Source organism: Desulfosoma sp. (genome assembly GCA_037481875.1).
Lineage (GTDB): Bacteria > Desulfobacterota > Syntrophobacteria > Syntrophobacterales > DSM-9756 > Desulfosoma.
This window is the reverse complement of record JBBFKY010000008.1, coordinates 140,956-154,690: the sequence shown is the minus strand read 5'-3', so window position 1 is coordinate 154,690 and position 13,735 is coordinate 140,956. Positions and strand designations below refer to the sequence as shown.

General features: G+C 52.6%; 10 protein-coding genes. 4 read left to right on the top strand and 6 right to left on the bottom strand.

Translation table 11 applies throughout. The features are described from left to right. Positions 1 to 341: 341 nt before the first annotated feature. Both WHS46_11620 and WHS46_11615 read right to left on the bottom strand, forming a co-directional pair. Positions 342 to 1,130, bottom strand: a complete 789-nt coding sequence (locus tag WHS46_11620) for an SAM-dependent chlorinase/fluorinase (GenBank protein ID MEJ5349323.1) — start codon at positions 1,128 to 1,130, stop codon at positions 342 to 344. 16 nt (positions 1,131 to 1,146) lie between these two features. After that, positions 1,147 to 2,088, bottom strand: coding sequence for an EamA family transporter (locus tag WHS46_11615; GenBank protein ID MEJ5349322.1), 942 nt, complete (start codon positions 2,086 to 2,088; stop codon positions 1,147 to 1,149). 212 nt (positions 2,089 to 2,300) lie between these two features. Between WHS46_11615 and WHS46_11610 the strand changes: the two genes are divergently transcribed. From WHS46_11610 to WHS46_11595, 4 genes are all read left to right on the top strand, one after another. After that, complete coding sequence (locus WHS46_11610) at positions 2,301 to 3,170, top strand: glycosyltransferase family 2 protein (protein MEJ5349321.1); 870 nt, start codon at positions 2,301 to 2,303, stop codon at positions 3,168 to 3,170. Between the two features lie 1,235 nt (positions 3,171 to 4,405). After that, positions 4,406 to 5,128 (top strand): class I SAM-dependent methyltransferase, encoded by a 723-nt coding sequence (locus WHS46_11605; protein MEJ5349320.1) that lies wholly within the window; start codon positions 4,406 to 4,408, stop codon positions 5,126 to 5,128. A 456-nt stretch (positions 5,129 to 5,584) separates the two neighbouring features. Then, positions 5,585 to 6,610 (top strand): glycosyltransferase family 4 protein, encoded by a 1,026-nt coding sequence (locus WHS46_11600; protein MEJ5349319.1) that lies wholly within the window; start codon positions 5,585 to 5,587, stop codon positions 6,608 to 6,610. Positions 6,611 to 6,616: 6 nt separating this feature from the next. After that, positions 6,617 to 7,507 (top strand): glycosyltransferase, encoded by an 891-nt coding sequence (locus WHS46_11595; GenBank protein MEJ5349318.1) that lies wholly within the window; start codon positions 6,617 to 6,619, stop codon positions 7,505 to 7,507. On the opposite strand, the gene WHS46_11590 is transcribed toward WHS46_11595, so the two are convergent. The 4 genes from WHS46_11590 to WHS46_11575 form a co-directional block, all read right to left on the bottom strand. Then, positions 7,484 to 8,710, bottom strand: a complete 1,227-nt coding sequence (locus tag WHS46_11590; protein ID MEJ5349317.1) for a glycosyltransferase family 9 protein — start codon at positions 8,708 to 8,710, stop codon at positions 7,484 to 7,486. The genes WHS46_11595 and WHS46_11590 overlap by 24 nt on opposite strands. Before the next feature lie 25 nt (positions 8,711 to 8,735). Continuing rightward, positions 8,736 to 9,509 carry a methyltransferase domain-containing protein gene (locus WHS46_11585; protein ID MEJ5349316.1) on the bottom strand — a complete coding sequence of 258 codons (774 nt, stop codon included), beginning with the start codon at positions 9,507 to 9,509 and terminating at the stop codon, positions 8,736 to 8,738. Beyond that, positions 9,506 to 10,852: a lipopolysaccharide biosynthesis protein gene (locus tag WHS46_11580; protein ID MEJ5349315.1), complete on the bottom strand. Its 1,347-nt coding sequence runs from the start codon at positions 10,850 to 10,852 to the stop codon at positions 9,506 to 9,508. The genes WHS46_11585 and WHS46_11580 overlap by 4 nt, the downstream gene beginning before the upstream one ends. A 75-nt stretch (positions 10,853 to 10,927) precedes the next feature. Further along, positions 10,928 to 12,259 (bottom strand): glycosyltransferase family 4 protein, encoded by a 1,332-nt coding sequence (locus WHS46_11575; GenBank protein MEJ5349314.1) that lies wholly within the window; start codon positions 12,257 to 12,259, stop codon positions 10,928 to 10,930. Positions 12,260 to 13,735: the final 1,476 nt, after the last annotated feature.

Here is a 13,735-nt window from a genome sequence, read left to right as displayed (position 1 = left end):
GGCTGAAGCTCCAGTTTGGTCGGCATTGTCCCGCCTTTCAAGCGTTTCGGAGTGTTTTTCTCAAATTTTGCCCAGGTTGAGGTAAAAGGGACTCATTGCAAGAGCCTGGATCTACTTTGTGTTCACGTTGAACGGGGGCGAGGTATGCCCGAAAACAGCTCAATGATCCCAGTCATGACCACTTTTCTGCTACTGGAGAGTCAATGACTCGTGCGATTGGCAGAAACAGGGCATCGTCAACTGCTCAAAACGGTGTCATCATGTCCACAGCTCAGTTCGCTCCACCACACCTCACGGATTCAGGTAATGACTCAATGCCTTAATGACTTACCACCGGCGGCTCATTTGACTATAACAACCCGCACCTTCTGTCCGGCTTGAGCGCCATAGCGCTTAGCGGCGCTTCCTTGATGGACGGCGATTTCCAGATGGTTTGAACTTCCCAAGAGAGCCAGGGAACGTCCTAAAGGTACATCACCGTAGGTCTTGGCAAAAGCGGGAATCTTTCGCTCTTCCAGATACACTTCAAAAATTTTTTCCTTGAGCCATTCAGCCAAATGCCGTGCCTGAATGTTGGTTACGATGTTTCCGAACCGATCAGAGCCCAAAACTTCACCCTCAAGAAGGGTTGGCGAAAGCAAAGGACGCACCCAGGAACATATCACCGGGTCAACCTTTGGGCCTATGGAGGTAAAGGGAGTCCCCGTAGCGAAATGAGCCGCCACCGGTGCAAAGATGTCCCGACCGTGAAAGGTGGGGCTGATCGTTGGCCGAAAAAGGCTTTGGTTGGCAAGCAGCCGTGTTTCCGCTCTTGGTTCTTCTTCCAGGACGAAGGAAAAAAGACCGTTGTCCGGCCCAACGAAGAAGTAACGGTCGGTTCGAACGGCGATGCACTTTCGATCTGTTCCCACGCCGGGATCCACCACCGCCACATGGATTGTGCCGGCTGGAAAATCGGCATAGCAGCTTTTAAGAACATATGCTCCCCAGCGAATGTCCTGGGGAGGAATCAGATGGCTGATGTCCACAAACCGTGCCTGTGGAACCGTCCCCAGAAGCACAGCCTTCATGGCGGCCACATAACCGTCTTGAAGCCCAAAGTCCGTCAAGAACGTGATGAGGGGAGTCATGGGGTTTCCTCGAATTTCAAGAGGTCTCCCGGCGAGTCCTTAAGATTTCCGGCGTTGCATCGTCAAATTCCCGACGGATCTGCAACAAAATGACAGCTGCAATGACAAGAAGACCTCCGGTTATCTGCAGCTTTTCCAGGGTTTCTCCTAAGAAGAAATACGAGACAAAACCGGCGGTGATGGGTTCCAGGGTGGCGGTGATGCTGGCCCGGGTGGAGCGAATGAGGTTGATGCCTTGAAAATAGAGGCCAAAGGGAATGAGGGTTCCCAGGATGGCAATGTAGAGAATCCAGACCCATTCCGTTGGGGTGTAAGAATGGCGAAAGGCTTCTAGAGGAGGGTGTGCGATGTTCCAGAAGAGAGCCGCAAAGAAAAAGGCGTAAAACACGACGGTCCAGGGACTGTAGCGACGCATGCCGTGTTCCCCATAGATGGAATACCATGCGAAACTTACTGCCGATGCCAGACCGCTCAGCAATCCGGCCTTGTTCATGTTGAAAAGGTCCAGGTTGTAGCCTCCCACCACGAGGTAGCAGCCTAGGGTGGCCGCGGTGACGGCGATCACGGTGGGCCAGGTGAGGCGCTCTCGAGCGAGGGTCACCGAGTAGATGGCGATGAGCACAGGGGCTAAGTATTCCAAGAGAATGGCGGCGGCCACCTTAATCTTGCTGATGGTGTAAAAGTAGGTAAACTGGACCATGGCAAGGCCCGTGACACCTAGGATCAGGAAATAGATAAGATCCCGAGGGGGGATCCGGAGTTTGCGACGGTCCCGCAGAAGGAGCCAAAGAAACAGAAGGGTGGTGGCCAAAGTCACTCGCATCTGTACAACTTGGTAAGGGGTGAGGCCGTGTTGAAAAAGATACTTTCCTGCGGATCCGGAAACGGCCCAAAACACGGCCGCCAGAATGACATAAAGGTAGCCTCGTCGCGGAACAGGGGACGGAGATGAGACCATGTGTGCGCTCCATTTTTTAAGCCTTTTTTCGCGAAAGCTCCTACCATAGGCTTTTCGTGGAGTCAAAACCCTCTGGAAGACCAGGGGGGAATGGGAAGCACAAAGCTTTGTCTGGCCTGGTTCGTGCTAATACAAAGGGTGAGGCTTTGGAAAACCCTGCCGTTCAGAACGGCCCAAAATTGGGGTAACCAAAGGTTTGAGGAGAAGCTCCGTTGGAACGCGGTGCAAACGTCTCGGTGGTCATTCCGGCCTATCATGAAGAAGGAGCCATTGCGGCGACGGTGACCAAAATCCAACACATTCTTCCCGATGCGGAAGTGATAGTGGTGGATGACGGATCCCGGGATCGTACGGCCGAAGAAGCTCGAAAGGCCGGGGCCTATGTATGGTCTCATCCGTACAACATGGGAAACGGCGCCGCCGTCAAGACAGGGATTCGCATGGCTTCTCGGGATAAAGTGGTCCTGATGGACGGCGACGGCCAACATGATCCCGAAGACCTTCCACGGTTACTGGAAGCCGCTCAACGATACGATATGGTTGTGGGGGCTCGGGATCCCAAAACCCATGCCAGCAGATTTCGACGTTTGGCCAATTCGGCCTACAACCTGCTAGCGCGTTATGCCACCAAATTTCCGGTCAAAGATTTGACGTCAGGTTATCGAGTGGTGGACCGCGACACCGTTCTTCGCTATTTGTATCTTCTGCCTAACACCTTCTCCTACCCGACAACACTCACCCTGGCCTATCTGCGAAGCGGTCGTTCCGTCTGCTACATTCCCATTCGAGCCCAAAAACGCCACGGCACAAGCAAAATCAAACCCTTTCGGGACGGCACACGATTTCTCCTGATCATCCTGAAGATCACAACCCTCTTTTCCCCTCTGCGTATCTTTCTGCCCGTGAGCGGCTCCTTTTTCCTGCTGGGAGTGGCCAACTACGCTTACACCTACCTCACGGTCCACCGCTTCACCAACATGTCGGCCCTGCTTTTCATCACCTCTATTTTGCTTTTCATGCTAGGCCTCATCAGCGAACAAATCACTCAACTCCGCTACGACCGCATCGAAAACGGCGGGTGATCGCCAGAGATCTATGAGTATTTTAGGATGTTGAGAAACAGTGTTGAAGAGGTAAGTTTTTATGGTTCTAGTCTGATTGACTGATGTTAAATCGAGGAAGAGATAAAAAAACTTGGCTCCAAGGTGTGCGTGATAACCCACAATTTGCCTCTCCTAGTGGGTGGTAAGGTGTGTTTTGGGTGCACATCGAAGGAGCATTTTCCGAATCGTTTGATATGCAAGTCATCGATCCGAGGGGATTGGGCACTTATCTGCTTCATATGGTGAAGGCCGCTGAGGTTCCCCTGGGACCTCTGAGTATATTCTTGGGAAGAACAGCAGTTAGCGCAATGCGGCAAGCCATTAGATTTAAGCGGGACATTACGTTTGCCGGAAGCGCCCTCACAGCGCCCATGGCCTTGACCGCTGTTTGCCTGGCAAAGGCTAGATCTTATGCTCTTACGTTCATGGCCTCCATCTCGTGATGCTCCATGTGGTGAACCGACGGTTTTGGCTGCCTTTTCTTGGATTGTTGGATGGAATCATAGCTAACAGCCGCGCTACATTTGCAAGAGCCGAGCGAGCAGGGATTGCATCAGAACGAATACAAATGATACACGCAGGTGTGACGATTCGTGAGATAGAACCTGAAGCCAGATCTAGGTTTCGTTCAGCTTACGGAGTAGGACATCGAGCAATGTCACTTTCCGTGGGGCGCCTCACACGTCGCAAAGGCCTTAAGCACTTCGTGACTCAGGTGCTCCCAAGAATAGTTCAAAAAAAGCCGACCGCCTGCCTCTATATAGTAGGCGACGTTCCCAAAGGGGCCCCAATGGCTGAAGTAAAGACACCTCAATAATTCTTCGAGCAGCTCTTCATGCAGGTGTTTCTGAAAATGTTACTCGGCTCGGGTGCTTTCTCGATGAAATTCTGCAAAAAGCCAATGTCGCTTACAACGTCCATGTTTTTCTGGTGCAAAATGTCCGAAATGATCCCGAGGGCTTTGGAATGGTTACTTTGGAGGCGGCTGCGTTTGGAGCACCGACCGTAGCCTACGCCGTAGGAGGGGTTGTGCATCCAGTAGCAGATGGTGTTTCCGAGTGCCTTGTGGTGCCAGGAGATACTTAGCTTATTCCGAAGCCTTGCTGAGGCCGAGAGACAAGCCAATACCTAGAGTGAAGATTCGGTGCTTTGCGCTCAACTTTGCTTGGCCGCGGTTCAATGGGATCGATAGTTCAAGCTGTTGGAGGCGAAAGATGAATCGCCAACCCCATGCCGTCGTTGACCTCTCTTCCAGATACCTAAAGGCCCAAAAGATCGAAAGGCTTTTGGGCCTTAATCAAGTATTTAAGCCGATACGACTTTTAGACATTGGGACCGGCTCTGGAGGAATTGCACACTACTTTGCTACCCAAGCAGACGGGGTTTATAACGTGACTGGAGTGGACGTGGTTGATGTACGCATTGTAAAAGATGGGTACTCGTTTTGTCTTTTATCTGATACTAATTTACCCTTCCCCGACGGCTGTTTTGATGTGGTTATATCTAACCATGTTATAGAACATGTGGGTGATAGTGAAAATCAGATCAACCATCTTAAAGAAATACTCAGGGTCATGGCACGGAAAGGCGTCGCTTATTTGGCGACTCCGAATCGTTGGATGTTGGTGGAGCCCCATTATGGTTTACCCTTTTTAAGTTGGCTTCCACATTCAATGTGGCATCGTTATGTGCGGGCTATGAGACGAGGCAATTGGTACGATTGCGAACCTCTCTCGCCAGGTCTCCTTGAAGATTTCCTTTGTCAAGTTGGCTTTCAATATGAAAATATATGTATCGAGGCTTTAATGGAGATGTTTCGTACTGAGAAGGCGAGTCACCCTGTGTGGAAATTATTGAGTGGAATTCCGAAATGTGCGCTTAGGAAGATGCTTCCGTGGATGCCTACATTGGTTTACAAGCTGAGACCTATTGAGTGATTTTTTGTGGAGAAAACATATGAGTCTATAATGCTTAATCCGTGTATTTCTCCACATATCGAATTATGAAAGTGAGCTGTTCCACTTTATGGGGTGAGTTCTCGTTCTGAAGATTTATAGAATCTATAGAGTTGCCTATGTCTATCACCGATTTTGGAAACGCCCTGACTGGTTCGCAGTCGCTTAGGTCTCCCGTGTTTGTAGCGTGGTTGCTTTTTCGCACCGCGACCCGGCCGTTTAATTTCGCATTGCCCTCCACATACTGGGGGATAGTGGGTCCAAAACATTCTGGACGCTTTTGGAGCTTTGGGGCTAGTTCTTGCCTGGGGATCATTCAAATGGGGTACCCTTTCCGTGGCTTTGGTTTCGCGATCCGCTTTAAACTGAGAAGACGGATAATTTTACCCAGGCGTTTGCTGGCAATCCTTAGGATGGAAGTATGAAGGAGGTCTGAAGTTGAGCATTGACCCTGCCGTGTGGTTTCCTGCGGTTCGAGCGCATAGCGGAGCAGACGTTTTCACCGAACGACTGTGCGCCGCTCTAGACGAGCGCGGCATCCGCGCTGCAATGACTTGGTTGCCGCTCCGTGCTGAATACGCGCCGTGGACAGTGCCTGTTCCGCGACCTCCCAGTTGGGCGAATATCGTCCACATCAATTCCTGGCTGCCGCCTCGATTCGTTCCCAAACACCTGCCTCTGGTAGTGACCTTGCATAGCTGCGTGCATGACCCTGCGCTTCGGCCTTACAAAACAAAGATGCAAGCAGCTTATCACCGTCATTGGATCTCCAGGATCGAAAGGAGTAACATACGACGTGCCCAACGCGTCGTAGCCGTCAGTAGTTACACGGCCCGTATGGCCGAAAAGGCCTTTGGAATCTCCGGCATCGAAATAATTTACAACGGTGTGGACTGCGAGCGTTTTGTTCCAGCCGAACGCAAAGCGCCAAACCAACCGTTTCGTTTGCTGTATGTCGGCAACTGGTCAAGAAGAAAAGGGGTTGATTTGCTTGGTTCGATTTTGGAAGGCCTTGGAAAAGGTTTTGTGCTACATTACACCTCTGATCGCGGGGGGCAGGAATCACGGTTTTCGTTGCCAAAAAACAGCCAAAACCTTGGGCGCCTTACGAGAGACCAGTTGGTTCGTGCCTACCAGGAAGCTGATGCGCTCCTATTTCCTTCCAGACTTGAAGGTCTCCCTCTTGTGGTCGCCGAAGCCATGGCCTGTGGACTACCGGTGATCACCACCAAGATCTCGGCCTTGTCTGAAGTTGTGGCAGACGGCCTCACCGGTATTTTGTGCCCAATCGACGATGTCCATGCTTTTGTGAAAGCGGCACGAACCCTGGCTACGGATCTCCAGCTTTGGCAACAGATGCGTTTTCATGCCGTCAATCGAGTGCGGGAACGGTTTGCTGAGGTTATCATGGTGAATGCGTATGCCGAGTTGTATGCTGGAATCTTGAGACGAGGTTCAGCTTGAAATCCTATGAAAGCCATAATTGGTCTCGTCCTCAATTATCGTGATCCCGTGCGCACCACCCGATGCGTTCAGTCCCTTTTGGAGGGAGGTACAAAAGGTGTCTGGGTGTGGGACAATTCGGAAGATGAAGGTGCGTCCTATGCGTCGCTGAAACAGGAGTGGGCTGGCTGTGAGAGGGTTTGGATCTTCCAAAGTCCATGCAACTTGGGCTTTGCCATGGGAGTCAACTGCGCTATGGAGGCCATCCTGGATCGGCACCCTGATGTTTGGATCATGCTTATCAATGACGACGCTGTCCTCCATAAAGGCGCTTTGTTACGGCTTGCAAAGGCCCTTTCGGAAACTGACTATCCGCTGGCTTATCCTCAGATCAAGCAGGGAAGAGATACCATTGGCATCGTTTTTTATCAGCGCCATTTCGCCCTGCTCACTTTTAACAAACACCTTCCTGGCAGTTTTGGCTACCCCACTGGATGTGCCCTTTTAATTGCACCGGAGCGAATTGCGCTGCCTCTCTTCGATGAGGACTTTTTCATGTACGGGGAGGATGTGATGCTTGGGTGGCGTTTGGGAGTAGAGAACATGGTCTATGTCCCTGATGCCGTTGTCTTTCATGAAGGGCGTCCTGCGACCGAAGCAGGCTCGGTGTTTTACGAAGCGCGCGTGGTTGCCGGACATTGGATTTTAGCTCGCAAACTCGCTAGGAATACCCTGGAGCATAAATTGCTCGTCGCTGGGCGCTGTCTCAGCCTAACAGCACGCGCCCTGCTACGTTCAATAAGTCGTGGGAGCCTCAGGCCTATACTCGGTTTTTTGCAGGGGGCGAAGCTTGCACGAGGACAGGATCCGGCTCTGCGACGAGCACGCCAAGTCTCAGCCGCCCTCAGATGTCGATAAAAGGGCCTTGACCTGCTGCCATACGGCCTCCACACTTACGGCTTCAATACAAGGAAATGGCTTGTCGGTCTGCGTAGTATGGGCGCAAATCCAGTCGCAGCCGAAACACGCCATGCGATGCCCGACAACAACCGGCTGTCGCCGCACCGGAGCGTTGTCCGGGTACGGAAAACAGAGTCCCCAGTGCCCGCCGCCAACGACGACCACTGCTGGCGTGCCCAGCGCCGCGGCGATATGTCCCGCACCGGAATCGTTCCCCAAAAGCAGGCGAGCATGAGCGATGAGGTCGATAAGTTGCTGTACCGAGGTCTGACCCGTAAGATTCAAGGCACCTCCACCAAGCTTTACGGCGATTTGGGTTCCAAGATCGTGTTCGCTTGCAGTGCCGACGATAACGCAGCGCCAGTGAGGGCGATTAGCGGCCAAGACTCTGGCTACCGTGGCAAAGCGCTCAGCGGGCCAGTTTCTATACTTTTGCCCGCTACCTGGGGCCAGCACCCAATAGTCATCATCAATTGGCTGTGTTGATGAAACTTTTAGATCGGCCGGCACAATCTCCCGAAGGTCAACCTTCATGGCTTGCAAGAAGGCATGGAAGTGTATGCTCACATGTGTATCTCGCCCACCTTCCGTTTTCACTAGTCGCTCATAGCGACGGTTGCTCCATAAGATTTCCCATCGTGGGCGATTACGAAAAGCGGCTTCGAATGCAACGGCAGGAGCTCCTAACGCCTCTATGAAACTTTCAGCAGATTTTCGTGTAAAACGTGGATACTTCATGTAAATCGTGCGGCCAACGCCAAGCCCCCGCAACCGCCGTAATAACTCTGCCCTACGCCGGGGGCCGGTTAGATTGAAGTTGGCTCGGTGTATGCCAATAACAGTCCAACCTCCAAAAGCATTTTCAAGCACAGCCCGATTGGCCTCTTCGCAAATCACGAAGACCTCCTTCCCTTCGCGCAGAAGATGATTGGCAAGAGACTGGCCGTAAGGTAGCCAGATTAAGACGTCGCCTAAAAAGTCTGGATAAAGGAGAGCGACCCGTTGGGGGTGCGATTTCGGGCGACAAAAGGCCAGAGCAGCGTGATCGAAGGCGATGTAGGCTAGGGCGCCAAGAGAGTACACCAAACGGCGTTTCAAGAGTTGCCGGCGTTGGAGAGCATTCAACGTATTACCTCGGTATGAATTGCCGATCTCCTTCATGCGTCCATGTCTCCAGATGAGTGTTTCATTTGCGCATTAACACTTGGAGTTCCCATTCTCGACATAGCAACATTGGACGCGAGTCTATTAGCATGATCAGACTCCAATGGAAAAAACGATTCAGATGCCAGCGCGCTCGGTTAAGTAGCCTCAAAACAGCACGGTGTGGGTGACGCCAGGACCAGAAAAGACGCGGCGGAGTTAGCACAATTTCAAATGCGTCAGGCTTAAACCCAGCTTGCTCCGCAACTTGTTTCAATGACAACTCGTTAAACGCGGTCACATGGGTGATATCTCCTGCAACGTGACATCCAGCAAGCACGCAGGCAGCGTTTGGTGTTGTAACACTAAGCCATCCGCCAGGAGATAGGCAGCGGTGAAAGTGACGCAACAAGTCGATAATTTGCTCGCGGGGTATGTGCTCAATCACCTGATGGAATAGAATGAGATCGAAGCTCTCGTCAGCCAGGGAAGTTACAAAATCAAAGATATCTTCGCAATGGATCACGATCGTGGCCGGCAGCCGTTGTCGAGCGGTATCCGTCATTTCCTTGGAAATGTCCACTCCGGTAAGTTGCGTGTATCCTAGTTCATATAACAATCCCAAAAGGTAACCCGTAGCACAGCCCGCATCGAGAATACGGGCATTTTTGGGGATTCGGTCTAACCATGCAGGTAACCTGCCCAAGCGGAACTCGAGCACTTCGTGCAGCGGGCGGAAATACGTCTTGCCACCTCTGCGTTCGTAAGTTGATTGATACTTTTCAAAGACATCTCGAAGTGGATGGTGCCTTTTCATTCTCGATTCAACCTCACGCATGGGTCCGCGGTTTTCGATGCGTCGCTTTTTCCGTACAATGCCAAAGCCTGCACAAAGATTGCAGCAAGGTCGCCGCTATAGGCCGCAGCCATTGCACCATGCAACCCATAGCGTGGCACCCACATCAGCGTTGAGGTGACACCGGCAACCGCTGCAAGAACATAAACGACAGTAAGCAGATGACTGTAGCCAAGAGCCATGAGCCAAGCGTTGCCCAGATTACGACACACCTGAAGCGCGGGCAAAAGCGCCAGCCAGACAAGCACTTGTCCTGCCTCTTGGTAATCATGGCCGAGCAACGATGGCAACAGCGGAGCCGCCAGAGCAAGGGCCGACCCCGTGGCTGCAGCCAACAAGACTAGTAGGGCCCCTGTGCGGATGGCACGTTGGCGCGGATTGGCGGCCGCAAAAAACCTCGGCCATAGCGCTTCCTGCAATGCCGCTAACGGCAAGGCGGCGAAATCAACTGCTCGCTGTGCAATGCTAAAGGCCCCCGCTTGGGCGTAGCCCAAGTGCGCCAGGACCGGCTTATTGAACTCTGCCTGCAAACGAAACGCCAGGGCTCCGGTGACAAAAGGAAATCCTTCGCGCACTGCCGGTCCCGTTTCTTTCCAAGTGGTGGGGGCAAAGCCCGCCTGCTTGATGTGTCCCAGAAGAGGCCATGCACCAAGGGTGAGAAGCGCCACATAAACCAGACTAGAGAGACCGAAGGCCAGCATCCAAGCGCAAGGGGTGGGTGGGCCTAAAGCGGCAAGAAACAAAAGCGCAGAGAGCCGAACGGCGGCCAATCCTGCCAGGATCGCTCCAAAGCGATGGGATTGTGCCTTGGCTTGCGCTGTTCGGGCGAAAATCTCGGTCCATGCGCCCCCGGCGATTTCACCGGCCGCCAGGAAAACCAGCGCCCACAGCGGGGCAGATGGGGGCAGGCTCCACCGTTGGGCGAGGGTTGCCATGATGACGCAAGCAATGATCGCTAACAAGGACAGACGCAATGACCGCATCAAAAGCCAAGGTAATCGATCGCAATGGCGTGCCCCGTCACGCAGGAGCACCGCCGGCATGCCCATGGCGGCTATGGGAGTAAAAAAACTCGCCACGGCAAGGGCAGCCACAAAAACACCGTAGCCTGAGGCTCCCAGCCAGCGCGCAAGCAGCACGACGGTTACAGCCTGAAAAGCGGCGCGTAGACCCAACCAGAAAAAAATCCGTGCTCCATCGCGAGCGAAGGCCCCAGGACGCCAGCTCAAAAAAGAGATCAATAGACGATGGTTCAAGGGGGCCTGCCCGGTCAGATGCACGCCGTACCGGGCGGATGCTCCCATGCCGTTTTGGCTCCCGGAGCTTCGGGCGCCTTTTTCTATCTTGTCATCCATTGCTATGAAAGCACCCGCCCGACGTTAAGTTCCCCAAGATAAGCTCTCATGGCTGTCCGAGGGTCTTCGGTTCACGGAGCCTATGCCTACAAGGACTTTCATGAAGCTTTCGTGTATCCGGCTCCATTCAAAGTGATTTTCAACCCAACGGCGTCCATGGACTGAAAGAGTTTCTCGTATCCCTGGGTGATCTAATGCCCCGCAAATGGCCGCTGCCAATGAAGGAATATTGCCCGGTTCCACGAAAAGGCCGGTTTTTTGATCTTGAACGACGTCGCGGATGGCGGGAAGGTCGGAAGCGATGACGGGGCAACCGCAACCCATGGCCTCTACCAGTACGAGACCGAGACCTTCCTGATCGCCGCTGCGCGCCACCACCGATGGTACCACTGTGACAGTGGCCGTGCGGTAAAAAGCGGGAAGGTCTTCATGGGACACCGAGCCGCAAAAAGTGATGGAACCAGGCTGCGGGGGTAAATCCCAAGGGAAAGCATGAGGACTTGTCCCGTCGACCGACCTCACGGGAGCGAAACCAGCGGCAAGCTTTTTCAACGAGGCCTCCTCGGGACCTGAACCTACAATCCAGAGTTCCGCCGTGGGAACCGCTTGAAGCACAAGCTTAAAAGCCTCAACAAGATACCGAACCCCCTTCTTTTCCACAAGGCGACCCACATAGAGAACAGTGGCTTTTCGGCGTGGTACGGAAAAATCCGGAGTGAAAAGTTCGCTCAGATCGGTTCCCATGGGGATGACATGACATGGGGTTCGAACACCGATGTTTCGAAGCTTTTGGGCCATGGCATGGCTGACCACCGTGACGACGTCGCTGCGATCGAGAATCCAACGACGGAGGATGTCAAAAAACTGGCCTCGCAGCCCGAAAAGATCTCCACCATGGCTTGTACAAAGGATGGGAATCCTGACAGGACGTCCCCATTGAGCCAGCACGGCGCAAAGTCCCTGGGGAATGATCCAGTGGGCATGCAAAGCGTGGAAACGCCTTGCGGCTATCAGACGCCGAATAGAAATGATTTGGGCTGCCAGAAAAAAAGGGACTTGAAAAAGGACCCAGGGTTTTTTCTTGATCTTTTCCAGAATACCGCCCTCATAGGCGAGGTTTTGATACTTTGCGGGAAAATAAGAGAATCGATGAACCTTCATGCCATCCATGGTTTCACAGCGCTTGGCGCGATGGGTGTGAGGTGCCAGCACATGGACCTCAAAGGCATCTGTGAGCCGCCGGCAAAGATCGTAGACGAACCTAGGTTCTCGGTCCCCCGGCCATCTCGGGAAAGTGGAGGTAAGAACCATCAGGCGAGGTCGGTTGCTGAAACGGCCTTCTTGTTTTTCCGTCATGGCGTGCTCTTGAACACTCCAAAGAACTCTAGACTGAAGTAAAACATTTCAAAATATGCCGTAATCTTTCATGGTGCCATAGAAAAAACCTTGTCCTATGGGGTGGTGGAAGTCGAGCTGCAGGACTCGGCGTGTATAAGTTTTCGCGAAAACCGAATATCAGCAATTTTTGGGCCTTGGAACTCAAAAGACGAAAAATTTTTTCTCCACTCCATGGCACCACCGGAACGCCTAAGCAAAGGCACGAGGGATACATTGAGAATTAACTAAGCAACGATGCGCCGCGAGTTGGTCCCCTCTCGGTCATGGGTCGGACTCCAGAATAAGGTCCAGTCTTTCCTGCTCAAGAAGAGTCTCGTTCCCGGGCGCGCTGAACAAGAAGAGAATCCTATTCGTTGACCGCACATAAGTCCATGACGAAAAGTCTTTGGCCTCGGATGACATTCGAGTCCGACAAAGTGATTCGCTTTGTTCAGAAAAACCGGATCGAGCGGCGAGAAGCTCAAGAATCGTTCCAGGACAACACCTTGTTGCGCCTCCTTGAGAATGCGAAAATGACCTCCAGGATAGGAACTTGCACCAATGGTAAGATGGGATGGGTTTTGCAAGAGGGTGAACCGTTTTCCTTGAACCCCCTTTTAAGCCTTCCGGCCGAAGCTTCCAAAAATAAGGGGAATCAGGACGTCACAAAATTGACACACGTTCCTCAAAGAGAACGGCTCGTTGTCCCTTTGGGGTCGAACCTATCGAAAAAGCAAACTCCTCTGCCCTTAACGGCCTCTCGTGGCTTTATGGTTCGTCTTTACCGGTCCCCAAGGTGCTCACATAGACCTGGGTGATCAAGGGCAAATGCAGAAATATCTGTAAGACCCCACCAGCTTTCTTTATTGGCGGTCTCGATCCAAAACGGTCACCTGCTGTGCCCAAAGCAATGAACTGCCCCCCGTCTAACAGTTCTTTTTTCGCACGCACTCGAACCCTAAAGACTACAAAACAGTGAAGAGAAAAGATCCTGACGGCTGCGCCTGCTTGTTTGTTTTCCTTGGCCGGGTGCTTGGTGGCGCAACCTGTGACCAACTTTCGTGGAAGACCTTGAAAATGTGGATACAAATTCGGCCGAATCTGGCCGAGGTACCAAGCCAAAGCCAGTTGAAAAGCGATTTGGCACATCAAATGCAAAGGGTAGTGGGTGCGTGTGAATCGCCTCGGCTTGAAAGCCTGTCGACACGCGTCATAGACTATTCATAAATACGGAAACAATAAAGTAGCTTATCTATGTGTAGATATGTGTAGAGCAGAAAATAGGAGCTGAGACTTACAACCTGAATTCGTGAATAGAAAGGCTGCGAACTGACGGTGCAGCGTTTGAAACCCATTTTCAAGGCTTGGTGGTGTTCGGCTCCGCTCCTTTCGGCACCCTGCGGTGTCTCGGAGGGCGGAAGGTTGCTAGCGATGAATTCTTGCGCATTTCGAGAC